The following is a 25,246-nucleotide window of genomic DNA, read 5'->3' on the forward strand; positions in this document are numbered from 1 at the left end:
GGAGCGAGCAATGACACTCAACGCGATCGCGCATCAGGCGCTGGAAGAGATCAAGGCGATCGAGGGCACGGGCGTTACCGAAGGCCACGAAGCCGAGATCCTGGCCGCCATCGACAAGGCCATGCACGCGGCCATGGAGGTCTGCTGCAAGGAGAACGCCGCCGTGGTCGAACAGCACCTGACCCATGCCACGGGCGTCGCCGAACAGATCAACGAGGAGACGGATCGGCGCCGGACCCTGCTGGTCGCAAACCTGTCCGCCCTGCGCTGACCTCCCTGTTCGGAGCCGGATCCCGGTCTGCGCCGGTCAGGCCGGGAACAGGATCACGTTGCGGCGGGCGCCGCCAGTGCGGGTGTCGGCGATGGCCTCGTTGATCTGCGCCAGGGACCAGCAGCCGGAGACCAGCTCGTCGAGCTTCAGCCGGCCCTGCTGGTAGAGGTCGATCATCCAGGGGATATCCCGCGCGAGGACCGTGTCGCCCATCTTGGAGCCGATGATGCCCTGTCCGAGCGCGGCGAGGATCACCGGCTCATAGGAACTCATCTGCCCCGAGTGCGGCATCCCGACGAGCACCGCACGGCCGCGTCGGCCGAGGTGGCGCAAGGCGCTCTCGTAGGCGGCGATGGCGCCGGTGCAGACCAGCACGGCATCGGCGCCGCGATGGGCAATCCGGCGCAGTGCTGCGGCCGCATCGGGATCGCTTGCGAGCAGACCGTCGGTCGCGCCGAAGTCCCGCGCGGCGGCGAGCTTCTTCTCCGACATGTCGATGGCGATGACCCGCGCCGCCCCCGCGATCCGCGCCCCCTGGATCGCGTTGAGCCCGACCCCGCCGGCCCCGATCACCACGGCCGTCTGGCCCGGACGGAGCCCGGCGGTGTTGATCGCCGCGCCGACGCCGGTGATCACCCCGCAGGAGAGCAGGCAGGCGCTCTCTGGGGGTATCTCGTCGGGGATTGGCACGAGCTGGCTGTGGTGGACGGTGACCGCCTCGGCAAAGGCGCCGCAGTTCATCGCGTTCAGCACGGGGTCGCCATCGGCGTCGCGGAGCGGGCCGGCGGCCGGGTCTGTTGCGGTCTCGCAATGGACCGGGTGGCCGGTGGCGCAGCTCGGGCAATGGTGGCAGGACCGGATCAGCGTCACCAGCACCCGGTCGCCCACATGCAGCCCGTGCACCTCCGCCCCGATCGCGGTAACGCGCCCGACGCCCTCGTGGCCGTAGACCGCCGGCAACTGGCCTTGCCAGCCGCCGTCGATGAAGGAGATGTCGGAATGGCAGACCGCCACCGCTTCCATCCGCACCTGCGCCTCCGCGGGGCCGGGGGCGGCGAGGGTGAGCGTCTCGATCTCGAGTGGTGTACCGAAGGCGCGGCAGACGGCAGCTTGGATCCGGGTCATGGGTGGCTCCGCAAGGTGTTTCGCGGCAGCTTCAGCGATGAACCCGCGCTCGTTCTTGTGCTCCGGCGACATAGATCAGCACGCAGACGACCATCAACGCTGCGGCAAGCAGGAAGGCGGTGCCGGGATGGTGGAAGCCGGCGTTCTCGCGGGTGGTGAAGTAGAATACCTGCGTCATGAGCAGCGGCGCGAGAAGGGTGGCGAGCGAGATGGTCGAGGTGATCACGCCCTGCAGCTCTCCCTGCGCGTCCTCCCCGACTTCGCGCGACATTCGTCCCTGCAGCGCCGGTACCGCAACCGAGCCGATGGCCGAGACCGGCGTCAGGATCATCGCCACCGTGCCGGAGGTGATGAAGCCGAGCGTGGTCAGCAGCACGACCTCGAAGCTCAGGCCGAACAGGATCGTCCCGTGTTCGCCGAGGGTCTTCAGGATCGGTCGGATCAACCCGGCCTGCACGATGGTGTATCCGATGCCGAAGGCGCCGAGCGAGACGCCGACCAGCGCCGTGTCCCAGCCGAAGCGGACCGGGGTGAAATAGGCCCAGATCGCCGGGTAGACGTAGAGCGCGAATTCATAGATCGCGAGCACCGCCAGCAGGCGGCCGACGCCGGGCAGGCGGCTGATGTGGCCGATCGCGCCGAACGGATTGGCACGCCGCCAGGTGAAGCGGCGGCGCATGCGGTCGGTCACGGTTTCCGGCAGCACGAAGATCCCGAGCACTAGGTTGAGCAGCGCCAGAGCCGCCGCGGCGAAGAACGGCGCCCGCGGCCCGAAGGTGCCCAGCATCCCGCCGATCAGCGGCCCGAGCACGAAGCCCACGCCATAGGCGGCATGGGTCAGGGCGAAGCGGGCGGATTTTTCCTCCGGGCGGGAGATGTCGGCGACGAAGGCCATGGCGGTGGCATGGGTGGCCGCGAGGATGCCGCCAACGACGCGCGCGGCGAGCAGCACCCAGATCGAATGGGTGAAGGCCATCAGAAGGTAGTCGAGCACCATGACGGCCAGAGAGATAAGCAGCACCGGACGGCGTCCCCAGGCATCGGAGAGCGAGCCGAGCACGGGGCCGAAGAGGAACTGCATGGCGGCAAAGGCGGTGGCGAGGATCCCGCCCCAGACCGCCGCCTGCGCGAGCGAGCCGCCGTTCACCTCGCGGATCAGCTCCGGCATGACCGGCAGGATCAGCCCAATCCCCATGGCGTCGATCACCAGCGTCATCAGGACGAAGGTGAGCGGAAGCCGGTGGCGTCCGGACGCGGGGAGGGGCTCGGCTGTCTCGGTCATCTGGACCTGCTGTTGGCGGCCAGCCTGGCACGCTGGCCCCGGGGGCCGCCGGTCAGTGGCCGATGGCGGTGAGGAACTCCGTCAGGCGGTCGGCATATTCGTCCGGCGCCTCGACGCAGGGGATGTGCCCGGCGTTGCGGATCAGGTGGAACTCGGAGCCTTTCACCAGCTCGGCGGTCTCGCGCACCAGGTCCGGCGGCGTGGAGCCGTCATGGGAGCAGGCGATGGCGAGCGTCGGCAGGCCGAGCCCGGAGGTCGGGGTGTAGAAATCGGTGCCCGCGATGGCGTGGCAGGTGCCGATATAACCCTCGAGCGGCGAGCGGGTGACCATATTGCGCCAGCCCGCCAGCTCTGCGGTGGCGCGGAAGGCGGGGGTGAACCACTTTTCCATGATGCCGTCGGCGAGGCTCTCGATGCCGCCCGAGCGGACCGCGGCAATGCGGTCGTCCCACATCTCCTTGGTGCCGATCTTGGCGGCGGTGTTCGAGAGCACCATCGCCCGCACCTGGTCCAGCCGCTTTACGGCGAGCCCTTGCGCCACCATGCCGCCAACCGAGAGGCCGACGAAGACCGCGTCGCGCACCTCGAGCAGGTCCAGCAGCCGCTCGGCGTCACGCACAAGCGCGCCCATCGCATAGGGCGCGGGCGGGCAGTCGGAAAGGCCATGGCCGCGCATGTCGTAGCGGATGATCCGGTAGGTCTGCGGCAGGCGGGCGACCACCTTGTCCCAGACCCGCAGGTCGGTGCCGAGCGAATTGGCAAAGACGATCGCCGGGCCGTCCGCCGTGCCGTCCTCGCGCCAGTGAAGCTTGATGTCGCCAAGATCTGCGATCTGCATCTGGTGGTCTCCGTTGGGCTGGTCAGGCGTCGCCGTAGCGTTCGAGGGCGGTGCGGAACAGCTCCGAGTCGACATTGCCGCCCGAGGCGGTGCAGATCACCGGGCCGTCGTCCAGGTCGTCGCTCCGGAACAGCGCCGCCGCAAGCGCCACCGCGCCGCCCGGCTCGATCACGATCTTGAGCCGCAGGAAGGCCAGAGCCATGGCGCGCAGGCATTCCTCGTCGCTCACCACGAGGCCGGGGCCGCAGAGCCGCTTCATGATCGGGAAGGTGAGCCGGCCCGGCGAAGGGGTGATGATCGCGTCGCAGATCGAGCCGGTCATCGCCGGGTTGGTCTCGATATGGCCCGAGGCGAGCGAGCGGGCGGTGTCGTCGAAGCCCTCGGGCTCGACCGTGCGCACCTTCATCCGCGGCGCCCGGGCTTCCAGCGCCAGCGCGATCCCCGAGGTCAGCCCGCCGCCGCCGCAGCAGGTCAGCACGGTGGCCTTGTCGATCCCCAGGTCAGCCGCCTGCCCGGCGATCTCCAGCCCGCAGGTGCCTTGCCCCGCGATCACGCGCGGGTCGTCGAAGGGGCGGATCAGGGCAAGCCCGCGTTCGGCAGCCAGCGCCTCGCCGAGCGCGTCGCGGTCTTCCGTGGCGCGGTCGTAGGTGACGACCTCGGCGCCGAGCGCGGCGGTGTTCTCGCGTTTCAGGCGCGGCGCGTCGGCGGGCATCACGATCACCGCGGGCAGCCCGCGCAGCCGCGCCGCCATCGCCACGCCCTGGGCATGGTTGCCGGAGGAGAAGGCGAGCACGCCGCGGATGTCTTCGGGCAGCGTCGAGACCGCCGACCAGGCGCCGCGAAACTTGAAGCTGCCAGTGTGCTGCAGGCATTCCGCCTTCACCAGAACCTGCCTGCCCGCGATCTCGTCGAGGAAGGGCGAGCCGAGCAGCGGCGTGCGCCGCGCCCGACCTTCCAGGCGCTGCGCGGCAGCTTCGATTTCACCGATATTCATGTAGCACGCTCCAGGTAGGTTTCAATCGCCGATACCGCTTCGGGCTCGTCAAGGAAGGGCACATGGCCGCGGTCCGGGACATCGGCAAAGATCATGTCGGGTTGGCGGCGGACCATCTCGTCCGCGGTCTCGCGCGACAGCAGGTTCGAGTTGGCGCCGCGGATCAACGCGGTGGGCAGGGATTGCAACGCGTCGAAGAGGGGCCAGAGGTCGGGCATGTCGTCGGTGGCGGAGTGCTCGAGCACCGCCTGGCGAAGCGCCGCATCGTAGCGCAGGTCGAGCCCGTCCGGGGCCTCGGTCCAGACGCGGCGGGCAAAGTCCCGCCACTGCGAGCGGGAGACGTTCCGGAACTGGGCCGCCATGATCTCGGGCAACTTGTCCGCCGCCTCATCGTAGTCGCGAAAGTCGGGCCGGAAGCCGAGATAGCCCATGATCTGGGACATGCCGTCCGGTTCGATCACCGGGCCGATGTCATTGAGCACCACGCCGATCAGCCGGTCAGGGTGACCGACCGCCAGCCCCATCGCGATCAGCCCGCCGCGAGAGGTGCCAAGGATGCTCGCCTTGTCGAGGCCGAGGCGATCCAGCAGCGCAACCGCGTCCTGCGCCTCGCGGACGAGGTTGTAATTCGTGAAATCCGGATCGTGGTCCGAGAGGCCGCGGCCGCGGCTGTCGAGCCGGATGATGCGGGCTCGGTCGGCGAAACGCTCCACCACCGGCTCGAAATCCGCCATGTTGCGCGTGAGCCCGGCGAGGCACAGGAGCGGATGGCCGCTGCCCTGATCGTCGTAGGCGAGCCGCAGGCCGTCGTCGGTCTGGAAGAACTGAGTCATTTGCCTGTCGCCAGGTCGGGGATCGGAGTGAGGTCCGCGAGCACGTGCTGCGGCGTCCAGGGCAGGCGTTCCATCGGCAGCCCCATGCGGTTCACCCAGGCCGTGGTGAAGCCGTATCCCGACGCGCCGGCGGCGTCCCAACCGTTCGAGGAGACGAAGAGCACCTCTGCCCGGTCGCCGGGGAAATGCTTGCCCACGAGGTCATAAACCCGCGCGTCGGGTTTGAAAATCCCGACCTCCTCGACCGAAAGCACCGCGTCCAGGCTGTCACCGATGCCGGCCGAGTTCACCGCGTCGGCCAGCATCCCGGGCGCGCCGTTCGACAGGATCGCCGTCTGCATCCCGGCCTCGCGCAGCCGCGCCAGCATCTCCGGCACCTCGGGATAGGCGTCGAGTTCGCGGTAGAGCGCCAGCAGCCGGTCGCGCAGCGCCGCGTTGCCGAGCAGGCCGGTCGCCTCGAGCGCGTAGTCGAGCGAATCGCAGGTCACCTGCCAGAAATCGGTGTGCGCCCCCGTGATCGCCCGGTGCCATGTGTATTGCACCTGCTTGTCGCGCCAGATCGCGGCCAGCGACTGCCAGTGCTCCGCAAGTGCGGCGCCCCCGGACTCGGCCGCTGCGCGGCGGGCGGCGGCTGCAACGTCGAAAAGCGTGCCGTAGGCGTCGAATACAGCGATGCGAATGGTCATGGAGGGCCTCCTACGGCGGCGACACTGGCATAACGACCGGCGGATGAAAATGGCCGATCCGGATGCGGCCCTGCGCCCCGGCGTCCAATGTCCCGACGCGGGCCGACGCGGTATCATGGGGCGCGCGAAGAGGTAGGTTGGAGCGACATTCAGGGAGGAATATCGGCATGAGCCTGAATCATGGAGCGATCTGGTGGAGCGAGTTGATGACCCGCGACCTGCCGGGCTCGGTGAAATATTACGAGGACGTTTGCGGCTGGAGTTTCGAGGACCTGCCGGCGGGCGAGGAGGATTACCGTGTCGCGGTCGCGCACGGGCGGCCGGTGGCAGGGATCCGGGACGTGACCGGGCTCGAGGAGTTCGAAGGCGACGATCCGCACTGGTTCACCTATATCGCGGTGGATGACATCGACGCGGCGCTTGAACGCACGCGCTTTGCCGGCGGGCGGGTGATGCAGGCGCCGATGGATGTTGCGGGCGTGGGGCGCATCGCTCTGGTGAGCGACGCCGGCGGGGCGCCTGTCGGGCTTCTGACGCCAGTCTTCCCGACCGACGATCTTGTCGCGGAGGATCTGCGCCACGTGACCGAGGCGGAGCTGGACGAGGACAATTTCCCGGTCTGATGCAGGACCGGGTCTGATCTCGGATTGGTGCGACGCGCCGCTCAGGGCGCGTCGGCTCAGATGTTTTCCGGCTGCGGCATGCCGAGGACGTGGTAGCCGCCGTCGACATGGATGATCTCGCCGGTGGTGCAGGCGCCGGCCTCGGAGGCGAGGTAGACGGCTGTGCCGCCGACGGCGTCGAGCGTCGCGTTGGCGCGCAGCGGCGCGTTGGCCTCGGTCAGGCGGAAGGTCTTGCGTGCACCGCTGATCGCGGCACCTGCGAGGGTTTTCATCGGACCCGGAGAGATCGCGTTGACCCGGATGCCATCGGGGCCGAGATCATTGGCCAGGTAGCGCACGGTGGATTCCAGCGCCGCCTTGGCCACGCCCATGACGTTGTAATAGGGCGTCACGCGGTTGGAGCCCTGGTATGTCAGCGTCAGGATCGTGCCGCCGCCCTGCATCAGCGGCGCGGCCCGGCGGGCAACGTCGATCAGCGAATAGCAGGAGATGGTCAGCGAGGTGCGGAAGTTCTCCCGCGTGGTGTTGATGAACCGGCCACCGAGCTCGTTCTTGTCGGAATAGGCGATGGCGTGGACCACGAAGTCCAGCTTGCCCCACCGCTCCTTGAGCAGGTTGAAGCCGGCGTCGAGCGACTCGTCGTTGGTCACGTCGATGTCGACAAGGATGTCGGAGCCGAGGCTCTCGGCCAGGGGCTCCACCCGCTTGCCGAAGGCCTCGCCCTGGTAGGAGAAGGCCAGCTCGGCGCCCGCGCCTGCCATTGCCTTGGCGATGCCCCAGGCGATGGAGCGATCGTTCGCCACGCCCATGATCAGGCCGCGCTTGCCGGTCATCAGTTTAGCCATCTGGTGTTACCCGCCGAATTTTGAGAGGAGCATGGAGCCGTTGGTGCCGCCAAAGCCGAAGCTGTTGGTCATCACCGTGTCGAGCCCTGCGTTCTCGACGAACTTGGTAGCGATCTCTTCCGGCTTCAGGGCCGGGTCGAGTTCGGTCACGTTGATGGAGGGCGCGATGAAATCGTCCTTCAGCATCAGCAGGCAGAACACCGATTCCAGAACGCCGGCGGCGCCTTGCGCATGGCCGGTCATCGACTTGGTCGAGGAAACGGGGGGCGTGTTGCCCTCGCCGAAGACGCGGCGCACCGCCTCGATCTCGCCCACGTCGCCGACCGGCGTGGAAGTGCCGTGGGCGTTGATGTAGCTGACCTTGCGACCCTCTGGGATGGTGTCGAGCGCCAGCCGCATGGCCCGCTCGCCGCCCTCGCCGGAGGGCGCCACCATGTCGTGGCCGTCGGAGGTGGCCGCGAAGCCCGTGACCTCGGCATAGATCGTCGCGCCGCGGGCCTTGGCGTGCTCCAGCTCCTCCAGAACCACCATGCCGCCGCCGCCGCCGATGACGAAACCGTCGCGGGTGGCGTCGAAGGCGCGCGAGGCGGTCTCCGGGGTGTCGTTGTACTTGGACGACATCGCGCCCATCGCGTCGAACAGGCAGGAGAGCGTCCAGTCGAGCTCTTCGCCGCCGCCGGCGAACATCACGTCCTGCTTGCCCATGATGATCTGCTCCGCGGCGTTGCCGATGCAGTGCAGCGAGGTCGAGCAGGCCGAGGTGATCGAGTAGTTGATGCCCTTGATCTTGAAGGCCGTCGCGAGGTTGGCCGAGATCGTCGAGGACATGCACTTGGGCACCGCGAAGGGGCCGATGCGCTTGGTGCCGCCGGATTTCAGGACCGTCTGGTGCGCGGCGAACATGGCCGAGGTTGACGGCCCGCCGGAGCCGGCGATCAGGCCGGTGCGGGTGTTGACCACATCGCTCTCCTCGAGCCCGGCATCGGCGATCGCCTGGCTCATGGCGATATGCGCGTACGCCGCGCCGGGTCCCATGAAGCGCAGGGCGCGCTTGTCGATATGCTCGGCCGGGTCGATCTTCAACTGGCCGGAAATCTGGCTGCGGAAGCCGTGCTCGACCATCGCCTCGTCGCGGGCAATGCCGGAGCGGCCGGCCTTGAGGCTGGCGGTCACTTCCTCAGCGGTGTTGCCGATCGGCGAGACGATGCCAAGACCGGTGACGACGACGCGACGCATGGTGGATCTCCCTTCCTGGGTTCCGGTACGGTTCAGGACTTCGCTTCGGCGAGGCCGACCTTGAGGCCGGTGACGTTATAGATCTCCTCGCCATCGGCATAGACCTTGCCGTTGGCCACCCCGAGCTTGAGTTTTCGGTCGATGATGCGGCTGAAGTCGATGCGGTAGGAGACGAGCTTCGTCTCCGGGCGCACCATGCCGGAGAACTTGACCTCGCCGGCGCCGAGCGCAAAGCCCTGACCCTTCATCCCGCGCCAGCCAAGGTTGAATCCGGTAAGCTGCCACAGGCCGTCGAGACCGAGGCAGCCGGGCATGACCGGGTTGCCGGGGAAGTGGCATTCGAAGAACCAGAGGTCCGGCGTGATGTCGAACTCGGCCTCGAGATGGCCCTTGCCGAACTCGCCGCCGTCTTCCGAGATATCGGTGATCCGGTCCGCCATCAGCATCGGCGGAAGCGGAAGCTGGGCATTGCCGGGGCCGAACATCTCACCGCGGGCGCACCGCAGAAGATCTTCTTTCTCGAAACTTGTCTGTCTCTCGGCCATAAAGCCTGCCCTCCCGGCGCCTTTTACTCTGTTTGGCGCTCTCTAGCACCGCGTGTCCGACCGGCGCAAGGGCGCGGGCAGACGCGGCCCCGATGCGCAGTTGCGACCTGTTTTAATTTGAAATCCTACAGGAAATGGGCATATAGAGCGAAATCGAACAGGTTACCGGAAACCACCACATGACCAACCAGCATCGTGCACGCGGATCGGACTGGCTCGCCCGGGGCGGGTTGAGGCCCACGCGTCAGCGCGTCGCGCTGGCCGCGCTGCTGGTCGGGGACGGACGCAATCGCCATGTCACGGCCGAGAGCCTGTTCGAGGCGACGCGCGAGGCCGGCGAGCAGGTTTCTCTCGCAACTGTCTACAATACACTGCGCGCCTTCTGCGATGCCGGGCTGATGCGCGAGATCACGGTGGACGGAACGAAGAGCTACTTCGACACCTGCACCGAGGATCACCCGCATTTCTACTGGGAAGACAGCCAGCGCCTGACCGACGCACCTTCCGAGGAACTCGAGATCGCGCGCCTGCCCCGGGTGCCCGAGGGCGCGGAGGTGGCAAGCGTCGACGTGGTGATCCGGCTGCGCAAGCTCTGACCGCGTTCAGGGTCTTCCCGGACGCGAAGGACGACTGCCGCTTTCTTGCGCAATTGCGACTTTGTTGCCCGGATTCGGATCTCTGACCCGGTGCGGCAGGGGCTGGATCCCAAAATCGCGGGACTCTGGGTCCGCCATTCTGTCCCCTGACAGAAATCAAGAAACACGGGGACGGAAACCATGAACACAGATTCCATCGGAACGCCGGAACAGCTCCGCGATCCGGACTACACGCCGCCACTTCACAAGGCCGTACCGCTGGGGATTCAGCATGTGCTGGCGATGTTCGTTTCCAACGTCACGCCCGCGATCATCGTCGCAGGCGCGGCGGGCTTCGGCTTCGGGTCCAATTCACCCGATTTCCCGGAACTTCTCTACCTGATCCAGATGTCGATGCTGTTTGCCGGGATCGCGACCCTGTTCCAGACCCTGGGCTTCGGGCCGGTGGGGGCACGGCTTCCGATCGTGCAGGGCACCAGCTTCGCCTTCATCCCGATCATGATCCCACTGGTGGCGGGCAAGGGCGTCGATGGCCTCGGCGCGCTCTTCGGCGGCATCCTGATCGGCGGGCTCTTTCACGCTGCGCTCGGCACGGTGATCGGCAAGATCCGCTTTGCGCTCCCGCCTTTGGTGACCGGCCTGGTCGTGATGATGATTGGCCTCGCGCTGGTCAAGGTCGGCATTCAGTACGCAGCCGGCGGCGTGCCCAAGATCGGCACACCGGAGTACGGCAGCCTGCAAAGCTGGTCGGCGGCGCTGGTGGTGGTGTTCGTCACCCTGGGCTTCAAGTTCTTCGCCAAGGGCATGCTGTCGGTATCCGCGGTGCTGATCGGAATCCTCGCCGGCTACATCTTCGCCCTGATGACCGGTATGCTAACCGTCGCCTCGATCTCCGGCAGCTGGAACAACGCGGCCGCCTTCGCCCTGCCGCAGCCCTTCAAGTACGGCTTCGAATTCAGCCTCGCCGCCGTGATCGGTTTCTGTCTCATGGCTTTCGTCTCTGCGGTCGAGACCGTGGGCGACGTTTCTGGCATCACCAAGGGCGGCGCCGGGCGCGAGGCCACCGACAAGGAGGTCGCCGGCGCCACCTATGCCGACGGTGTCGGCTCCGCCGTGGCCGGCATCTTCGGCGGCCTGCCCAACACCTCGTTCAGCCAGAACGTCGGCCTGATCGCCATGACCGGCATCATGAGCCGTCACGTGGTGACCATCGGCGCGCTGTTCCTGATCCTCTGCGGGCTGGTTCCCAAGGTCGGCGGGGTGATCCGCACGGTGCCGATCGAAGTGCTGGGTGGCGGCGTGATCGTCATGTTCGGCATGGTCGTTGCAGCCGGTATCTCGATGCTGTCGGATGTCGACTGGAACAAGCGCAACATGGTGATCTTCGCCATCGCGCTCTCGGTCGGCCTTGGCCTGCAGCTGGAGCCCGGCGCGGTGCAGCACCTGCCGGATACCCTGCGCATCCTGATGACCTCCGGCCTGCTGCCCGCGGCGCTGATCGCCATCGTGCTGAACCTCGTGCTGCCCGAGCCGTTGAGTGACGAAGCGACCGAAGAGATCTCTGGCGGGATGGCGCACACGGACGTTCCGGCGGAGTAAACCACTCGCTCCGGGCCGCGGCGCCAAGGCCATTTTCTTCTTGGCAGAAATACCCCTGCCGCGGAATCAGCCGGATGCGCGACGCAACAGACTGGAGAGCCGGGTCAGAACCACTGGCCCGGCTCCATCAATCCCAGATCCATCAGCTGGCGCGACGACCAGTCGAAGCGGACCGAGTTGGTCCACCAGAAGCTCGGGATGTCAAATGTCGAGCCTGGATTGAGCTTCAGCGCCTTGGCGGCGCGAAACGAACAGACCGCCGCCGTCAGGTTGTGATGCCAGGGGCAGGCGTAGGTGTTGTATTCCTCATCGTCGAAAGTGTGATCGGGCCGAAGGCGCAGGCCGCGCTTGGTGCGGAACAGGGAGATCCGGTCGATCCGGCGCCGCGCTTTGGGCACGTGTTCCTCGAACCGCCAGCGCAGCCCGCCGTAGAAATCCAGCTGGCGCTCCTTTGCGCCCTCCCGCGCCAGCGCGAAATAGCCCGTCCGGTCGATATGGGCCCGCCCGCGGCTGACCGCGTTGGGATGGGCGCCGAGATCGTCGGCATAGAGGTCAACCACGAAGGTCAGCATCGCGTCCCGCCGCTCCTCGGCGTGGAAGCTGAGCATCTCGCCCACCGTGCGGTGTTCGACGAACGGGAAGAACAGGTATTCCGCGTTGTAGCAGTAATATATCCACGTTCCCGGTGGTGCCGCGGCGATCAGGCGGTTCATGTTCGCGGTCAGCGCGTCTTCGGCATGGGGATCGAACCGCGCCGCGCGCACGCTGTCGGGCAGGCCTGCGGGCAGCGTCACGCCCGGGCCGGTCAGCACGACCAGGCTGCGGAAGCCCGCGCCGAGGTGATGCTCTATGGTCGAGTCCAGCTCGACGGCGTCCTCGGCCAGGATCACCGCCACCGGCCCGCGGGAGAGGGCTTCGCTATCGCCGGCCAGAAGGCTGTCGAGATCGGGATGTACCATGCCGTGCCTGCTCCTGCGGGGCGGGCGTTCGCCCTTGTCGCAGCGCACGATAGGAGCAAGGCGGGGGGGCGCGCAACCGGCCCTGCGGCGTTGCGCCGCCGCCCGCGCTGCGCTATGCCGCCCGCCAGCGATCAGGAGGCAGGGCCATGACCGAGGCGCCGAAGAAGCTCTACATCAAGACCTACGGCTGTCAGATGAACGTCTACGACAGCGAGCGCATGGCCGAGGCCATGGGCGGGCAGGGCTATGAGCAGGTCGACAGCCCCGAGGGCGCGGACATGATCCTGCTCAATACCTGCCACATCCGCGAGAAGGCGGCGGAGAAGGTCTATTCCGAACTCGGCCGCCTGAAGCCGCTGAAGCTGGCGAACCCGGACCTCAAGATCGGCGTCGCCGGCTGCGTGGCCCAGGCCGAAGGCGAGGAGATCCTGCGCCGCCAGCCGCTGGTCGACCTCGTGGTCGGACCGCAGAGCTATCACCGGCTGCCAGAGCTGGAACGGCGGGCACGGTCGGGGCAGAAGGCGCTCGACACCGACTTCCCTGAAGAGATGAAGTTCGACCACCTGCCGCAGCGGCCAAAGCCGAGGCGCGGGCCCACGGCCTTCCTGACGGTGCAGGAAGGCTGCGACAAGTTCTGCGCCTTCTGCGTTGTGCCCTATACCCGCGGCGCCGAGGTCTCCCGTCCGGTCTCGCGCATTCTGCGCGAGGCGGAGGGGCTGGTGGAGCAGGGGGTGCGCGAGATCACCCTGCTGGGCCAGAACGTCAACGCCTACCACGGCGAGGAGGGCAGCGAGACCTGGGGGCTGGCCCGGCTGATCCGGCGGCTGGCCGAGATCGACGGGCTCGACCGCATCCGCTTCACGACCTCGCACCCCAGGGACATGGACGACGACCTGATCGCGGCCCACGGCGATTGCGACAAGCTGATGCCCTACCTGCACCTGCCCGTGCAATCGGGCTCCGACCGGATCCTGAAGCGCATGAACCGGGGCCACACCGCCGAGGACTACATCCGGCTGGTCGAGCGCATCCGCGCAGCGCGGCCGGACATCCTGATGTCGGGCGATTTCATCGTCGGCTTCCCGGAAGAGACCGAGGAGGACTTCCTGGCGACGATGGCGTTGGTCGAGGAGGTGGGCTACGGCCAGTGCTTCTCGTTCAAGTATTCCTCGCGCCCCGGCACGCCCGCGGCCGAACGCCCGCTGGTGGACCCGGCCGAAGCCGACGACCGGCTGCAGCGGCTTCAGGCCCTGCTGACCCGTCAGCAACGCGCGGCGCAGGACGCGATGGTCGGCCGCGAGGTCGGTGTACTGGTGGAAAAGGCGGGGCGGCTGCCCGGCCAGGTGGTGGGCAAGTCCGACCACCTGCACGCGGTGCACATGGTCGCCGACCTGGTGCCCGGTTCGCTGGTCCGGGCCAGAATCACCGAAAGCGCGCCCAACTCGCTGGCGGGCACGCTCGTCTGACACGCGCTGGTGCCGGCGGGCGGGCAGGGGACCTGCCCGGCGCCGACCATCCGGTCAGCGCGGCGGGTTTTCCTTGAGGAGCTTCATCAGCGTGGCGATCTTGTGGTCGCCATTTCCGACGCCGTATTCGTCCCGGCAGACGCGCTCGCCGATCGCATGGGCTTCCTGGAAGGAATAGCCAAGCTGCACGAGGTCCTCGATGAAAACGGCGTTCGGGCGATCCCAGGCAACCGTCTTCAGCGGGCCGCGATAGCAGCTCACGTTGATCTGGTTGGGATTGTCGTCGGCCGGCGACGGAATCGATTTCATCTGGGCCATCGCGGAGGAGGCAAGTCCGAGGGTCAGGCCAGCAGCAAGCGCCACCCTGCAGATAGTCGCGGTCATGGTTTCAGTTCCCTTTCGGCAAGACTACACAACATTACACAACAACACGCCGGCCGGGGTCCCCACCCAATACCAGCTCGATGCGAAAGACAGGTCGCGAAAGTATATCAGCGCAGGGCGTGCTGTGAAGTCGCGCAGTTGGAAACGATCCATTTCATGCGGCTGATTGAACCGCGCCGAGGCCTGCGGCACCTTGCATCGCGACTATGGTTGCCGTCGAAGGCTGCGCCACCGGCGGTAGCTGACCCCTATATCTGGCGGAACGATCGCCCTGGTGTGGCGCTTTTTGTGTCACTCGCGTGAAATTTCCACCCTTTCACTTGCCAAGTGGTCGGGTGGGAGGGCAGCATTCACTCAACGCAAACACGAGCAGCGGAGCCGCATTTTTGGGAATCAGTGCCCTGACCACCCCGCCACCTCCCGATGACATTCTCGAAACTCCGATGGAGTTCCCGGACAACCGGCTGCTCGTCGAACTCTGCGGTGAGTTCGACAGGAACCTGTCCCAGATCGAACACCAGTTGGGCCTGCAGATCATCCGGCGCGGTAACCACCTGGCATTGATTGGCGATGGCGAGGCGCGGGCGCGCGGTGCGGTGGTGCTGCAGGAACTCTACGAACGTCTCGAGGCCGGCCGGCCGCTGGAGCCGGGCGACATCGACGGCGCGATCCGGCTGGGAACGCTGGAGGACGAGGCCGCGCCGCGGGCCGGCGACCAGCTCGAGATGTTCCAGGGCGGAAAGGTCGAGATCAAGACCCGCAAGAAGATCGTCGAACCCCGCACCGAGGCGCAGAAAGCCTACGTGCGCTCGCTGATGGCCCATGAGCTCGCCTTCGGCATCGGGCCGGCGGGCACCGGCAAGACCTACCTCGCCGTCGCCGTCGCGGTGAACCTCTTCATCGGCGGGCACGTGGACCGGATCATCCTTTGCCGCCCGGCCGTCGAGGCCGGCGAGCGGCTGGGCTTCCTGCCCGGCACGCAGGAGGAGAAGGTCGATCCCTACATGCAGCCGCTCTACGACGCGCTGAACGATTTCCTTCCGGCCAAGCAGGTAGCCAAGCTGAAGGAAGAGAAGAAGATCGAGGTCGCTCCGCTGGCTTTCATGCGCGGCCGCACGCTTGCGAACGCCGCCGTGGTGCTGGACGAGGCGCAGAACGCCACGACGATGCAGATGAAGATGTTCCTCACCCGTCTGGGCGAAGGCTCCCGGATGGTCGTCACCGGCGACCGCACGCAGGTCGACCTGCCGCGCGGCGTCACGTCCGGGCTGGTGGAGGCCGAGCGGCTGCTGAGCGGGGTCGAGGGGATCTCCTTCAACTACTTTTCGGCCAAAGACGTCGTCCGGCATCCGCTCGTCGCGCGGATCATCGAGGCCTACGACACCGAGGCCGCCGTCGGATGAGCCGCGTCCCAGCATGAGCGACACCGTCGACGTGGTGATCGAGGCGCCGGCCTGGGAGGGCATCGGTCTCGAAGCGCTTGCCGAACGCGCCATGGCCGCCACCCTGCGTCACCTCGGCCTGCCCGAAGACTGCCAATGCGCCATGCTGGCGACCGACGACAGGCGAATCGCTGTCCTCAACGCCGAGTTCAGGGCCAAGGAAGCGGCGACAAATGTGCTGTCGTGGCCGGCGGAGGACCTGTCCCCCGACACACCGGGCGGGCAGCCGGAGGGTCCTGAGGCGGATTTTCCCGGCGAACCGGCCTTTCTCGGCGATATTGCGCTGGCCTGGGAAACCTGCTGTCGCGAAGCGGAATTGGCGGAAAAGCCACTACAAGCCCACGTGACGCACCTGATTGTTCACGGGATCTTGCATTTACTGGGGTACGATCACATCTGCGACGAAGATGCCGTCTTGATGGAACGGCTCGAGGTTGAGATACTTGCTGACCTTGGTTTTCCGGACCCGTATTAGGGTCCCGCCGGCGGTACCGGCATGTTTGGAAAGGGACGATGGGCGATACACCCGACGGGGCTTCTAGCGCAGCGCAAAGCGCGCAGGAGACAGACATATCCTCGCAACGTGGCTTTTTTGGCCGGATTGCGGATCTTTTCACCGAAGCAGGGTCGGAGGACGACCCCGCTGACGAACAGGACGGCACGACCCCGAACACGGGCGTGGCCACAGCCTCCGGCGGACATCGCCGCGGCATGGCGAACCTGCGCCAGATGCGCGTGGAGGATGTTGCGATCCCGCGTGTCGAGATCACTTCGGTTCCGGTCGATATCGAACTCGGCGAGCTGATCGAGGTGTTTCGCGAAAGCGGCAACACGCGCCTGCCCGTTTATGACGGCACGCTCGACAAGCCGCTCGGCCTCGTCCACCTCAAGGACATCGCGTTGCGTTACGGGTTCAACGGCAATGGTGGCGAAGGATTCGACCTTCATCAGATGCTGCGCCCGCTTATCTTCGCGCCGCCCTCCATGCCAATCGGTGTTCTGCTCCAGAAGATGCAGACGGATCGGCGTCACATGGCGCTGGTGATCGACGAATATGGCGGGGTTGACGGGCTGGTGACGATCGAGGACCTGATTGAGCAGGTTATCGGCGAGATCGAGGACGAACACGACGTCGAGGAAGAGGATTACTGGGTCGAGGAAAAGCCCGGTTGCTACCTCGCCTCTGCCCGCGCGCCGCTAGAGGAGTTCGAATCCGAGATCGGCATGAAGCTGGTCGAGGAGGAGGACGAGGAAGAAGTGGACACCCTGGGCGGCCTGGTCTTCATGGAGACCGGCAGGGTTCCTGCGCGCGGCGAGGTGATCCCGCACGCGTCCGGCGCCCAGTTCGAGGTTGTCGATGCCGACCCGAGGCGCATCAAGCGCCTGCGCGTCCGGCTTCCCGGCGTGGCATTGAGCACCACATCCACCGCCGCAGCCGAGTAGGCTCCGATGGCGGCCGCAATCACACGGGCGGTGGAGAGCCGCCGCTCGGGGATCGCGCTGTGCCTTGGCCTTGGTGCGCTGGCGGCAGTGGGACAGGCCCCTCTCGGATGGGCCTGGATCTCGCTCGCCGCCTTCGCCGTGTCGCTCTGTCTCCTGTCCGTCCCGTCCCGGTGGCGGGTGGCGGCATGGCGCGGCTGGGCGTTCGGCACCGGGTATTTCGCGGCCTCCCTGTTCTGGATCGTCGAACCCTTCCTCGTGGACGTCGCGCGCCACGGCTGGATGGCGCCCTTCGCGCTGTTCTTCATGGCCGGGGGGCTGGCGCTGTTCTGGGCTCTGGCCATCGGTCTCGCGGCGCGGCTGGGCGCGGGGCAGCGCGGGCGGGCGGCCTGGGCCGTTCTGGCTTTGACCGCGGCGGAGGGGCTTCGCTCGGTGATCTTCACCGGCTTTCCCTGGGCGCTCGTCGGGCACATCTGGATCGGCTGGCCGCAGATGCAGTTCGCCGCGATCGCAGGCGCCCACGGTCTGACCCTTCTGACGCTCGTCGCGGCTGCGATGCCGGTGCTGTTCGGCGCACGGCGGGCGCTGGTCGGAGCGCTGGCCGGCATTGCGCTCCTCGCCCTGCCCGGGGTCTACGGCAAGCTGCGGGTGCCGGCCGGGCCGGCCGAGCTGCGCGAGCCGCCGGCAACGGTTCGGCTGGTGCAACCCAACGCCGCGCAACACCTGAAATGGTCCGCCGAGATGGTGCCCGTCTTCTTCGAGCGGCTCATCGATCTGACCGAGGCGGAGCCGCTTGACGGCGCGCCGCGGCCCGACGTCGTGATCTGGCCGGAAACCGCGCTCCCCTACCTGCTGCACAACGCGCAATCCGCCTTCGACCGCACGGCGACCGCTGCCGCGGGCGCCATGACGATCATGGGCGTCCAACGGCAGGACCAGCTGGGCCGCTGGTTCAACTCGCTCGCCGTGGTGGGGGCGGACGGGCAGATGCAGGCGCTCTACGACAAGCACCACCTGGTGCCTTTCGGCGAATACGTGCCCTTCTCCGACCTGCTCGGGCGGCTCGGAATCTACGGGCTCGCAGCCAATCTCGGCGGCTATGCCAGCGGCCCCGGTCCCCAGATCCTCGACCTTGGCGCGATGGGGCAGGTTCTGCCGCTGATCTGCTACGAGGCGATCTTTCCCAACGACATCGCCCGTGCTCCGGGCCGGGCGGACTGGATCGTCCAGATCACCAACGACGCCTGGTTCGGCCGCGTCTCCGGCCCCTACCAGCACCTCGCGCTGGCGCGGTTGCGGGCGGTGGAGCAGGGGGTGCCGCTGGTCCGGGCCGCCAACACCGGCGTCTCGGCCGCCTTCGATCCCTACGGCCGCCCGATCGCACAGCTTCCGCTGGAGACCTCTGGCTTCGTCGATGCGCGGCTGCCGGCGGCCCTTGCGCCGACGCCGTATGCGCGGTTCGGGGATCTGCCGGTGTTCGGGGTGGTGCTGGCGCTGGCCCTCGGAATCGCGGCGATCGGACGGCGTCGCGGCATCAGTTGACCGCGTCTCGCCGCGGGAATATGGGTTACGTCAGTCCGTCACAACGGCTTCCTGGCGTGGCGGCGTAACCTCAATGGAGCACCCATGTCCCGACAGAATTACACCTTTACCTCGGAATCGGTTTCCGAGGGGCACCCCGACAAGGTCTGCGACCGGATCTCGGACGCCGTTCTCGATGCATTCCTGACCGAAGAACCCAACGCCCGCGTCGCCTGCGAGACCTTTGCCACCAGTGGGATGGTGGTCATTGGCGGCGAGGTCGGCCTGTCGGACGAGGAACGTCTCAAGACGTTCATGGGCAGCATCGGCCAGATCGCCCGCGACTGCATCAAGGACATCGGCTACGAGCAGGATCAGTTCCACTGGAACACCTGCCGGGTGCTCAACTTCCTGCACGAGCAATCGGCCCATATCGCCCAGGGCGTGGACCGCGACGGCGCCGGCGACCAGGGGATCATGTTCGGCTATGCCGTCAACGAGACGCCCGAGCTGATGCCCGCTCCGATCCAGTACGCCCATGCGATCCTCCGCCGCCTCTCGGAGGCCCGCAAGAGCGGCGCCGAGCCGCTGCTGCGCCCGGATGCGAAATCGCAGCTGTCGATCCGCTATGAAGGCGGCAAGCCTGTCGAGGTGACCTCCATCGTGCTGTCGACCCAGCACGCCGACGAGAGCCAGTCCTCGGCCGACATCCGCGCCATCGTGGAGCCTTACATCCGCGAGGTTCTCCCGGCGGAGTGGATTTCCGACAAGACCGAATGGTGGGTGAACCCGACCGGGACCTTCGTGATCGGCGGGCCGGATGGCGATGCCGGTCTGACCGGTCGCAAGATCATCGTGGACACCTATGGCGGTGCGTCCCCGCACGGCGGCGGTGCCTTCTCCGGCAAGGATCCGACCAAGGTCGACCGTTCGGCCGCCTATGCCGCGCGGTACCTCGCCAAGAACGTTGTTGCCGCAGGCCTCGCCGAACGTTGCTGTATCCAGCTCAGCTATGCCATCGGCGTCGCCAAGCCGCTGTCGATCTATGTCGATACCTACGACACCGGCCTCGTCGACGAGGTGGCGATCGAGCGTGCGGTCGCCCAGGTGATGGACCTCACGCCGCTCGGTATCCGCACCCATCTCGACCTCAACAAGCCGATCTACGAGCGTACCTCGGCCTACGGCCATTTCGGCCGCGCCCCGGATGCCGACGGCGGTTTCAGCTGGGAGCGCACCGACCTGGCGGAGGCTCTGAAGAAGGCAATCGCGTGAAGCCGATACCGGCCGCGGCGTGGTCTGTCCTGGAAATTCCTCGGGAGGCGCGGGGGCAGACAGCCCCCGTTTCCCCGCTCCCCAAGCGTCTTGACTGGCACCGGCGGGCTCCCGCCCGTCTTCACCCCCTGCCGGGGGCTCATCCGGTTGGGCCGGGCCGCGCGCTTTCGCGCGCGGCGGTCGCGCCCCGCTCCGGCAGTTCGCCGCTTGACCGCGGCCATGGCCTTTGACAAAGGCAGCGCCCATGACCCCGAAGAACAGCCCCAACGGCGCCCCGTGGCGCAATTTCTATGGCCGGCGCCATGGCAAGACCCTGCGCCCGAGCCAGCAGACCTATCTCGAGGAAGACCTGGCGGAGCTGTCGCCCGGCCCCGTCGACTGGGAGTCCAACCCCGAGCGCCGGCCGCTCGACCTCGCCGGCCTGTTCGGTGAGCGCGATGTCTGGCTGGAGATCGGATTCGGCGGCGGCGAGCACATGGTCCACCAGGCCGTGACCCATCCGCAGGCCGGGATCATCGGCTGCGAGCCCTTCATCAACGGCGTCGCGATGCTGCTCGGCAAGATCCGGGCCGCGGGGGCGGAGAACATCGCCGTCCATCCCGGCGACGCCCGCGATATGTTCGACGTGCTGCCCGAGGCGTCGATCTCGCGCGCCTTCCTGCTTTATCCCGACCCCTGGCCGAAGAAGCGGCACCACCGGCGCCGTTTCGTCACGCCCGAGCACCTGTCGCCGCTGGCGCGGGTGCTAAAGCCCGGCGCCCAGCTGCGGGTGGCCACCGACATCCCCGACTACGTTCGCCAGACTCTGGAGCAGGTGCCTCGCCACGGGTTTCGTTGGACGGCGGAGGGCCCGGCCGACTGGCGCGAGCCCTGGGATGACTGGATCTCCACCCGTTACGAGCAGAAGGCGCTGCGCGAGGGCCGGGTGCCGCATTACCTGACCTTCCTGCGGGACTGACCCGCAGGCAGGCCGCTCAGAGCAGGCGGAAGACCGACGGGTCCGGCCCGCAGCGCAGGCCGATGTCGAGCCCGGCGATCGCCTCCATCTCGGCCGGGGTCAGATCGAAATCGAAGACGTCGAGGTTCTCGGCCTGGCGCGAAGGCTTTTCGGAGCGCGGGATCACCGCGTTGCCGAGCTGGATGTGCCAGCGCAAAACGACCTGAGCCGGGCTCTTCCCGGTGCGTGCGGCGGCCTCGGTAATGGGCGCGTCCTCGAAGGAGCGGGCGTTGCCGAGCGGTGTCCAGGCCTGGGTCACGATGCCGTGCCTTGCGTTCACCGCCCGCAGCTCGGGCTGCTGCAGTTTCGGGTTCACCTCGATCTGGTTCAGCGCGGGCACGACGCCGGTTTCGGCGATGATGCGCTCCAGATGTTGGGCATTGAAGTTCGACACGCCGATGGAACGCATAAGCCCCTCGTCGCGCATCTCGATCAGCGCCTGCCAGGTCTCGACATAGAGATCGCGACTCGGCACCGGCCAGTGGATCAGCACGAGATCGAGCTGCTCGACCCCGATGGAGGCGAGGCTGCGTTCCACCGAGGCGCGGGTCGCCGCCCGGCCCTGGTCGCGGTTCCAGACCTTGGTGGTGATGAAGACCTCCTCGCGCGGGACGCCGGAGCTGCGCAGTCCCTCGCCGAGTTCGGCCTCGTTGCCGTAGATATAGGCGCCGTCGATCAGCCGGTATCCGACCTCCAGCGCGCTGCGGATGGTGTCGGTGGCGGTGCCGGCCGGCAACTGCCAAATGCCGAAGCCGAGCTGCGGGATCGAATGGCCGTCGTTGAGGGGGAGGGTGGGAACATCGGTCATGGGGGGCTCCTCGATGCATGACGCGGATCTTGGCACTGGCTAACGCGATCCCGGCCGGGATGCAAAACCCCCGGCGGTCGCTGGACGCTGGCGGCGCGCTGCGGTAACCGGCATCCGGACAAAGGCCCGACACAGGAGGAAGCCGCGCATGTCGTCACACGGACCCGCCCAGAAGATGACAGCCCGCGCCGGCGGCCCGTTGAAGGGCATCGCGCATGTGCCGGGCGACAAGTCCATCTCGCACCGCTCGCTCATCCTCGGCGCGCTCGCGGTGGGCGAGACGCGGGTGACCGGGCTGCTCGAAGGGCAGGACGTGCTCGACACCGCCAAGGCGATGGCCGCCTTCGGCGCCGAGGTGACCCGGCATGGTGAGGGAGACTGGTCGATAAACGGTGTCGGCGTTGGCGGCTTTGCCGAGCCGGAGGACGTGATCGACTGCGGCAATTCCGGCACCGGCGTGCGGCTGGTTATGGGGGCCATGGCCACCACGCCGATCACCGCGACCTTCACCGGCGACGCCAGCCTGCGCTCCCGCCCGATGGGGCGGGTCACCGATCCGCTGGCGCTCTTCGGGGCGAGGGCAGTTGGGCGCGACGGCGGCAAGCTTCCGATGACGATCGTCGGCGCGGCGGACCCGGTCCCGGTCGACTACGTGACGCCGATGGCCTCTGCGCAGGTCAAGTCGGCGGTGCTGCTGGCCGGGCTCAACGCGCCGGGAAAGACGGTGGTGACCGAGCGCTCTGCCACCCGCGACCACACCGAGCGGATGCTGCGCGGGTTCGGCGCCGAGGTGGTGACCGAGCAGACCGGCGAGGGCTACCGGATCACCCTGACCGGCCGGCCGGAGCTGAAGCCCCAGACCATCGCGGTGCCGCGCGACCCGTCCTCGGCGGCCTTCCCCGTCTGCGCTGCGCTGATCGTGCCCGGATCGGACGTGCTGGTGCCCAACATCGGGCTCAACCCGACGCGCGCGGGGCTGTTCACCACGCTGCGCGAGATGGGGGCCGACCTGAGCTACGAGAACGAGCGCGAGGAGGGCGGCGAGCCGGTGGCCGATCTGCGGGCCCGCTTCTCGCCCGACATGAAGGGCATCGAGGTTCCGGCCGAGCGCGCGCCCTCGATGATCGACGAATACCCGATCCTGTCGGTCGTCGCCTCTTTCGCCGAGGGCAGCACTTACATGCCCGGCGTCCACGAACTGCGAGTGAAGGAAAGCGACCGGATCGACGCGATGGCCGTGGGGCTGCGCGCCTGTGGTGTCGAGGTCGACGAGACCGAGGACAGCTTCACCGTCCACGGCCTTGGTGCGGGGGGCGTGCTTGGCGGGGCGACGGCGGCGGCGCGGCTCGACCACCGGATCGCGATGTCTTTCCTGATCTGCGGGATGGCCGCGAAACAGCCCGTGAGCGTCGACGACGCGGGGCCCATCGCCACCTCCTTTCCGATCTTCGAGGCCCTGATGCGGGAGCTCGGCGCAACGCTGTTGCGCCCGAACGCCTGAGCCACCGGCGGCACAGCCGCCTTCACCCGCAGCGGTTCCTGCGTTAAGACCGCTGGACGGAATCCGGACAGGAGGGAGGGCGCAATGAGTCTGACCATTGCCATCGACGGGCCCGCGGCATCCGGCAAGGGCACCATCGCCCGGGCGCTCGCGGAGCGGCTGGGCTACCGGTATCTGGACACCGGGCTGCTCTATCGCGCGGTCGGTCGGCGGACGCTTCAGGGCATGGACCCGCTTGAGGCGGCCGAGGCGCTGACGGCGGCCGAGGTTGCCGACGCCGATGCGCTGCGCGCGCCCGATGTCGCCCAGGCGGCGAGCCGCGTGGCCGCGATGCCAGAGGTGCGCGCCGCCCTGGTGGATTTCCAGCGCGCCTTCGCCAGGCGCATGGGCGGTGCGGTTCTCGATGGTCGCGACATCGGCACGGTGATCTGCCCCGATGCCGACGTGAAGCTCTTTGTCACCGCTTCCGATGTGGTGCGGGCGGAGCGCCGATTCAGGGAACTCTCCGGCAAGGGCCATGCGGTGACGCTGGCGGCGGTTGCGGCGGATCTGGCCGAGCGCGACCGCCGCGACGCGGCCCGCGCCACCGCGCCGCTCACCGCCGCGCCGGATGCGGTGCGCATCGACACCAGCACCATGACCATCGAGACCGCCGTCGAGACGGCGCTTGCTGTGGTCGGCGACGCACTTCGCAGGACCGGCCAGAGCGCCGTGTCCTGACCCGGCGCGGGCGACACACCAGACAGGAGACGAGAATGCAGCTTCGCAGGATGGGCCCGGACGGGCCGCAGGTGTCTGCGCTCGGGATCGGCGCAATGTCTTTCTCAGATTTCTATGGGCCGACCGACGAGACCGCCTCCCACGCCATTCTCGACGTCGCGATGGAGCAGAGCGTCACCCATCTGGACACGGCGAACGTCTATGGGGGTGGTCTTTCGGAAGCCACCATCGGTCGTTTCCTCAAGGCCCGCGGCGCCTCCGCGCGCGAGCATTTCCACATCGCGACCAAGGCCGGCATTCTGCGCAGCGGCCAGCTCGGTGCCGGCGCGAACCGTTTCGACAATTCGGCCGGCTACCTTGCCGAGGAACTGGACTCCAGCCTCGCCCGGCTCGGCACCGATTGCGTCGACCTGTTCTATGTGCACCGCCGGGACCCCGAGATCCCGATCGAGGAGGTGACAGAGACGCTCGCGGGGCTGGTCAAGGCCGGCAAGACCCGCGCTTTCGGCTTCTCCGAAATCGCGCCCAGCTCACTCCGGCGGGCGGCGGCGGTCCATCCGGTTGCGGCGGTGCAATCGGAATACTCCCTCTCCACACGCTCGCCGGAGCTCGGACTTGTCCAGGCCTGCGCCGAGCTGGGCACCGCACTGGTGGCCTTCTGCCCGGTCGGGCGTGGCCTGCTGACCGACACGCCGCCCACCGCCGAGCGCGTGGCGGCCTTGCCGTTCCTCTCTGGAAACCCGCGGTTCATGGCGCCCAACCTGGCCGCCAACCTGGCCGCGACCGGGCCGTTCCGCGCGCTGGCCGCCGAGATGGGCCAGCCGGCGGCGTCGCTCGCCATCGCGTGGGTGCTGTCGCGGGGCGAGCATGTGATCGCGATTCCGGGCACGCGGTCGGTGGCCCATTTCGGGGAACTGCTCACCGGAGCGCGCCTGACCCTATCTCCGGAGGACGTGGCCCGGATCGAGGCGGCCCTTCCGGTCGGGTGGTGCCACGGGGACCGGTACAACGCCGCCCAGTGGCAGGGGCCGGAGCGCTACTGCTGATACGGCACAAATTGCCGTTGCGGAAACCGTCTCGGCATGGGCCTCACGTCCAACCGGCGCCACACTCTTGTTTCATGGTCCGGAACCGCGTATAGAGCGCGCTGTCACACAAAAGGCGGTCAACGTCGGGATACGGGCAGGGTCGGGGAAACCTCCGGCCCTGATTGTCTTTCCCGGCTCTCGTAAGAGGGGCGCCTTTCGGACCAATCCAAAG

26 protein-coding genes and 1 riboswitch are annotated in these 25,246 nt (G+C 67.7%); of the genes, 14 read left to right on the forward strand and 12 right to left on the reverse strand.

Annotated elements, in window-relative coordinates; genetic code table 11:
- Nucleotides 1–10 precede the first annotated feature (10 nt).
- On the forward strand, nt 11–271 hold the full coding sequence (locus ACFQ2S_RS04700; RefSeq protein WP_089230880.1) for a hypothetical protein: 261 nt from the start codon (nt 11–13) through the stop codon (nt 269–271).
- Between the two features lie 36 nt (nt 272–307).
- Here the strand turns inward: ACFQ2S_RS04700 and ACFQ2S_RS04705 are convergent, their stop codons facing one another.
- From ACFQ2S_RS04705 to ACFQ2S_RS04730, 6 genes are read right to left on the reverse strand one after another with little or no spacing between them, the layout of a single operon-like run.
- Nucleotides 308–1,396 carry a Zn-dependent alcohol dehydrogenase gene (locus ACFQ2S_RS04705; protein WP_386073120.1) on the reverse strand — a complete coding sequence of 363 codons (1,089 nt, stop codon included), beginning with the start codon at nt 1,394–1,396 and terminating at the stop codon, nt 308–310.
- A gap of 31 nt (nt 1,397–1,427) precedes the next feature.
- Nucleotides 1,428–2,678 carry a TCR/Tet family MFS transporter gene (locus tag ACFQ2S_RS04710; RefSeq protein WP_386073122.1) on the reverse strand — a complete coding sequence of 417 codons (1,251 nt, stop codon included), beginning with the start codon at nt 2,676–2,678 and terminating at the stop codon, nt 1,428–1,430.
- 52 nt (nt 2,679–2,730) lie between these two features.
- Nucleotides 2,731–3,516 (reverse strand): 3-oxoadipate enol-lactonase, encoded by a 786-nt coding sequence (gene pcaD / locus ACFQ2S_RS04715; protein ID WP_386073123.1) that lies wholly within the window; start codon nt 3,514–3,516, stop codon nt 2,731–2,733.
- A 22-nt stretch (nt 3,517–3,538) separates the two neighbouring features.
- The gene (locus tag ACFQ2S_RS04720; protein ID WP_386073125.1) at nt 3,539–4,510 is read right to left on the reverse strand and encodes a threonine ammonia-lyase; all 972 of its coding nucleotides are present in this window, start codon (nt 4,508–4,510) and stop codon (nt 3,539–3,541) included.
- Nucleotides 4,507–5,343: an alpha/beta fold hydrolase gene (locus tag ACFQ2S_RS04725; RefSeq protein ID WP_386073126.1), complete on the reverse strand. Its 837-nt coding sequence runs from the start codon at nt 5,341–5,343 to the stop codon at nt 4,507–4,509. Before ACFQ2S_RS04725 ends, ACFQ2S_RS04720 begins: the two co-directional genes overlap by 4 nt.
- The gene (locus ACFQ2S_RS04730; RefSeq protein WP_386073127.1) at nt 5,340–6,029 is read right to left on the reverse strand and encodes a haloacid dehalogenase type II; all 690 of its coding nucleotides are present in this window, start codon (nt 6,027–6,029) and stop codon (nt 5,340–5,342) included. The genes ACFQ2S_RS04725 and ACFQ2S_RS04730 overlap by 4 nt, the downstream gene beginning before the upstream one ends.
- 167 nt (nt 6,030–6,196) lie before the next feature.
- Here ACFQ2S_RS04730 and ACFQ2S_RS04735 point away from each other — a divergent pair, with 167 nt between their 5' ends.
- Nucleotides 6,197–6,652 (forward strand): VOC family protein, encoded by a 456-nt coding sequence (locus ACFQ2S_RS04735; RefSeq protein WP_386073128.1) that lies wholly within the window; start codon nt 6,197–6,199, stop codon nt 6,650–6,652.
- Between the two features lie 56 nt (nt 6,653–6,708).
- On the opposite strand, the gene ACFQ2S_RS04740 is transcribed toward ACFQ2S_RS04735, so the two are convergent.
- The 3 genes from ACFQ2S_RS04740 to fabA are packed head-to-tail and all read right to left on the reverse strand — an operon-like array spanning nt 6,709 to nt 9,278.
- Complete coding sequence (locus ACFQ2S_RS04740) at nt 6,709–7,497, reverse strand: enoyl-ACP reductase FabI (RefSeq protein ID WP_386073129.1); 789 nt, start codon at nt 7,495–7,497, stop codon at nt 6,709–6,711.
- Nucleotides 7,498–7,503: 6 nt separating this feature from the next.
- Entirely contained in the window at nt 7,504–8,733 is a 1,230-nt protein-coding gene (gene fabB, locus ACFQ2S_RS04745) for a beta-ketoacyl-ACP synthase I (protein ID WP_386073131.1), read from the reverse strand.
- A gap of 32 nt (nt 8,734–8,765) precedes the next feature.
- Nucleotides 8,766–9,278: a 3-hydroxyacyl-[acyl-carrier-protein] dehydratase FabA gene (gene fabA / locus ACFQ2S_RS04750; protein WP_386073133.1), complete on the reverse strand. Its 513-nt coding sequence runs from the start codon at nt 9,276–9,278 to the stop codon at nt 8,766–8,768.
- Between the two features lie 179 nt (nt 9,279–9,457).
- Here fabA and irrA point away from each other — a divergent pair, with 179 nt between their 5' ends.
- Together irrA and ACFQ2S_RS04760 are read left to right on the forward strand one after the other, a co-directional pair.
- Nucleotides 9,458–9,874, forward strand: coding sequence for an iron response transcriptional regulator IrrA (gene irrA / locus ACFQ2S_RS04755; protein ID WP_386073135.1), 417 nt, complete (start codon nt 9,458–9,460; stop codon nt 9,872–9,874).
- A gap of 180 nt (nt 9,875–10,054) precedes the next feature.
- Entirely contained in the window at nt 10,055–11,473 is a 1,419-nt protein-coding gene (locus ACFQ2S_RS04760; RefSeq protein ID WP_386073137.1) for a uracil-xanthine permease family protein, read from the forward strand.
- A 104-nt stretch (nt 11,474–11,577) separates the two neighbouring features.
- Here ACFQ2S_RS04760 and ACFQ2S_RS04765 read toward each other — a convergent pair whose 3' ends face one another.
- Entirely contained in the window at nt 11,578–12,432 is an 855-nt protein-coding gene (locus ACFQ2S_RS04765; protein ID WP_386073139.1) for a hypothetical protein, read from the reverse strand.
- A gap of 146 nt (nt 12,433–12,578) precedes the next feature.
- Here ACFQ2S_RS04765 and miaB point away from each other — a divergent pair, with 146 nt between their 5' ends.
- Nucleotides 12,579–13,898 (forward strand): tRNA (N6-isopentenyl adenosine(37)-C2)-methylthiotransferase MiaB, encoded by a 1,320-nt coding sequence (miaB, locus tag ACFQ2S_RS04770; RefSeq protein WP_386073141.1) that lies wholly within the window; start codon nt 12,579–12,581, stop codon nt 13,896–13,898.
- A gap of 54 nt (nt 13,899–13,952) precedes the next feature.
- Here miaB and ACFQ2S_RS04775 read toward each other — a convergent pair whose 3' ends face one another.
- A complete protein-coding gene (locus ACFQ2S_RS04775; protein ID WP_089230895.1) occupies nt 13,953–14,282 on the reverse strand; it encodes a hypothetical protein in 330 nt (109 codons plus the stop codon).
- A 386-nt stretch (nt 14,283–14,668) separates the two neighbouring features.
- On the opposite strand from ACFQ2S_RS04775, the gene ACFQ2S_RS04780 reads away from it, so the two are divergent.
- From ACFQ2S_RS04780 to trmB, 6 genes are all read left to right on the forward strand, one after another.
- Nucleotides 14,669–15,685 carry a PhoH family protein gene (locus ACFQ2S_RS04780; protein ID WP_386073144.1) on the forward strand — a complete coding sequence of 339 codons (1,017 nt, stop codon included), beginning with the start codon at nt 14,669–14,671 and terminating at the stop codon, nt 15,683–15,685.
- Between the two features lie 13 nt (nt 15,686–15,698).
- Nucleotides 15,699–16,199 carry an rRNA maturation RNase YbeY gene (ybeY, locus tag ACFQ2S_RS04785; RefSeq protein ID WP_386073146.1) on the forward strand — a complete coding sequence of 167 codons (501 nt, stop codon included), beginning with the start codon at nt 15,699–15,701 and terminating at the stop codon, nt 16,197–16,199.
- Between the two features lie 38 nt (nt 16,200–16,237).
- Nucleotides 16,238–17,167, forward strand: a complete 930-nt coding sequence (locus tag ACFQ2S_RS04790; RefSeq protein ID WP_386073148.1) for a transporter associated domain-containing protein — start codon at nt 16,238–16,240, stop codon at nt 17,165–17,167.
- Between the two features lie 6 nt (nt 17,168–17,173).
- The gene (gene lnt, locus ACFQ2S_RS04795) at nt 17,174–18,706 is read left to right on the forward strand and encodes an apolipoprotein N-acyltransferase (RefSeq protein ID WP_386073150.1); all 1,533 of its coding nucleotides are present in this window, start codon (nt 17,174–17,176) and stop codon (nt 18,704–18,706) included.
- 32 nt (nt 18,707–18,738) lie between these two features.
- Nucleotides 18,739–18,787: riboswitch (SAM-SAH riboswitch) on the forward strand.
- 3 nt (nt 18,788–18,790) lie between these two features.
- On the forward strand, nt 18,791–19,960 hold the full coding sequence (metK, locus tag ACFQ2S_RS04800) for a methionine adenosyltransferase (RefSeq protein WP_386073152.1): 1,170 nt from the start codon (nt 18,791–18,793) through the stop codon (nt 19,958–19,960).
- 244 nt (nt 19,961–20,204) lie between these two features.
- Entirely contained in the window at nt 20,205–20,918 is a 714-nt protein-coding gene (gene trmB / locus ACFQ2S_RS04805) for a tRNA (guanine(46)-N(7))-methyltransferase TrmB (RefSeq protein WP_386073154.1), read from the forward strand.
- Nucleotides 20,919–20,934: 16 nt separating this feature from the next.
- Here the strand turns inward: trmB and ACFQ2S_RS04810 are convergent, their stop codons facing one another.
- Nucleotides 20,935–21,765, reverse strand: coding sequence for an aldo/keto reductase (locus ACFQ2S_RS04810; protein ID WP_386073156.1), 831 nt, complete (start codon nt 21,763–21,765; stop codon nt 20,935–20,937).
- A 148-nt stretch (nt 21,766–21,913) separates the two neighbouring features.
- Here ACFQ2S_RS04810 and aroA point away from each other — a divergent pair, with 148 nt between their 5' ends.
- From aroA to ACFQ2S_RS04825, 3 genes are all read left to right on the forward strand, one after another.
- Nucleotides 21,914–23,266 (forward strand): 3-phosphoshikimate 1-carboxyvinyltransferase, encoded by a 1,353-nt coding sequence (aroA, locus tag ACFQ2S_RS04815; protein WP_386073158.1) that lies wholly within the window; start codon nt 21,914–21,916, stop codon nt 23,264–23,266.
- A gap of 84 nt (nt 23,267–23,350) precedes the next feature.
- Nucleotides 23,351–23,986, forward strand: a complete 636-nt coding sequence (locus tag ACFQ2S_RS04820; RefSeq protein WP_386073160.1) for a (d)CMP kinase — start codon at nt 23,351–23,353, stop codon at nt 23,984–23,986.
- A 35-nt stretch (nt 23,987–24,021) separates the two neighbouring features.
- Nucleotides 24,022–25,032, forward strand: coding sequence for an aldo/keto reductase (locus ACFQ2S_RS04825; RefSeq protein WP_386073162.1), 1,011 nt, complete (start codon nt 24,022–24,024; stop codon nt 25,030–25,032).
- The last annotated feature ends 214 nt before the right edge of the window (nt 25,033–25,246 follow it).

It is taken from the genome of Tropicimonas aquimaris (genome assembly GCF_042676185.1).
Classification (GTDB): Bacteria; Pseudomonadota; Alphaproteobacteria; order Rhodobacterales; family Rhodobacteraceae; genus Tropicimonas; species Tropicimonas aquimaris.

What these genes read in the sequence shown, in the direction of transcription:
- ACFQ2S_RS04700 (WP_089230880.1), top strand. Translation starts at nt 11, where the DNA reads ATGACACTCAACGCGATCGCGCATCAGGCGCTGGAAGAGATCAAGGCG.
- ACFQ2S_RS04705 (WP_386073120.1), bottom strand. Translation starts at nt 1,396, where the DNA reads ATGACCCGGATCCAAGCTGCCGTCTGCCGCGCCTTCGGTACACCACTC.
- ACFQ2S_RS04710 (WP_386073122.1), bottom strand. Translation starts at nt 2,678, where the DNA reads ATGACCGAGACAGCCGAGCCCCTCCCCGCGTCCGGACGCCACCGGCTT.
- pcaD (WP_386073123.1), bottom strand. Translation starts at nt 3,516, where the DNA reads ATGCAGATCGCAGATCTTGGCGACATCAAGCTTCACTGGCGCGAGGAC.
- ACFQ2S_RS04720 (WP_386073125.1), bottom strand. Translation starts at nt 4,510, where the DNA reads ATGAATATCGGTGAAATCGAAGCTGCCGCGCAGCGCCTGGAAGGTCGG.
- ACFQ2S_RS04725 (WP_386073126.1), bottom strand. Translation starts at nt 5,343, where the DNA reads ATGACTCAGTTCTTCCAGACCGACGACGGCCTGCGGCTCGCCTACGAC.
- ACFQ2S_RS04730 (WP_386073127.1), bottom strand. Translation starts at nt 6,029, where the DNA reads ATGACCATTCGCATCGCTGTATTCGACGCCTACGGCACGCTTTTCGAC.
- ACFQ2S_RS04735 (WP_386073128.1), top strand. Translation starts at nt 6,197, where the DNA reads ATGAGCCTGAATCATGGAGCGATCTGGTGGAGCGAGTTGATGACCCGC.
- ACFQ2S_RS04740 (WP_386073129.1), bottom strand. Translation starts at nt 7,497, where the DNA reads ATGGCTAAACTGATGACCGGCAAGCGCGGCCTGATCATGGGCGTGGCG.
- fabB (WP_386073131.1), bottom strand. Translation starts at nt 8,733, where the DNA reads ATGCGTCGCGTCGTCGTCACCGGTCTTGGCATCGTCTCGCCGATCGGC.
- fabA (WP_386073133.1), bottom strand. Translation starts at nt 9,278, where the DNA reads ATGGCCGAGAGACAGACAAGTTTCGAGAAAGAAGATCTTCTGCGGTGC.
- irrA (WP_386073135.1), top strand. Translation starts at nt 9,458, where the DNA reads ATGACCAACCAGCATCGTGCACGCGGATCGGACTGGCTCGCCCGGGGC.
- ACFQ2S_RS04760 (WP_386073137.1), top strand. Translation starts at nt 10,055, where the DNA reads ATGAACACAGATTCCATCGGAACGCCGGAACAGCTCCGCGATCCGGAC.
- ACFQ2S_RS04765 (WP_386073139.1), bottom strand. Translation starts at nt 12,432, where the DNA reads ATGGTACATCCCGATCTCGACAGCCTTCTGGCCGGCGATAGCGAAGCC.
- miaB (WP_386073141.1), top strand. Translation starts at nt 12,579, where the DNA reads ATGACCGAGGCGCCGAAGAAGCTCTACATCAAGACCTACGGCTGTCAG.
- ACFQ2S_RS04775 (WP_089230895.1), bottom strand. Translation starts at nt 14,282, where the DNA reads ATGACCGCGACTATCTGCAGGGTGGCGCTTGCTGCTGGCCTGACCCTC.
- ybeY (WP_386073146.1), top strand. Translation starts at nt 15,699, where the DNA reads ATGAGCGACACCGTCGACGTGGTGATCGAGGCGCCGGCCTGGGAGGGC.
- ACFQ2S_RS04790 (WP_386073148.1), top strand. Translation starts at nt 16,238, where the DNA reads ATGGGCGATACACCCGACGGGGCTTCTAGCGCAGCGCAAAGCGCGCAG.
- lnt (WP_386073150.1), top strand. Translation starts at nt 17,174, where the DNA reads ATGGCGGCCGCAATCACACGGGCGGTGGAGAGCCGCCGCTCGGGGATC.
- metK (WP_386073152.1), top strand. Translation starts at nt 18,791, where the DNA reads ATGTCCCGACAGAATTACACCTTTACCTCGGAATCGGTTTCCGAGGGG.
- trmB (WP_386073154.1), top strand. Translation starts at nt 20,205, where the DNA reads ATGACCCCGAAGAACAGCCCCAACGGCGCCCCGTGGCGCAATTTCTAT.
- ACFQ2S_RS04810 (WP_386073156.1), bottom strand. Translation starts at nt 21,765, where the DNA reads ATGACCGATGTTCCCACCCTCCCCCTCAACGACGGCCATTCGATCCCG.
- aroA (WP_386073158.1), top strand. Translation starts at nt 21,914, where the DNA reads ATGTCGTCACACGGACCCGCCCAGAAGATGACAGCCCGCGCCGGCGGC.
- ACFQ2S_RS04820 (WP_386073160.1), top strand. Translation starts at nt 23,351, where the DNA reads ATGAGTCTGACCATTGCCATCGACGGGCCCGCGGCATCCGGCAAGGGC.
- ACFQ2S_RS04825 (WP_386073162.1), top strand. Translation starts at nt 24,022, where the DNA reads ATGCAGCTTCGCAGGATGGGCCCGGACGGGCCGCAGGTGTCTGCGCTC.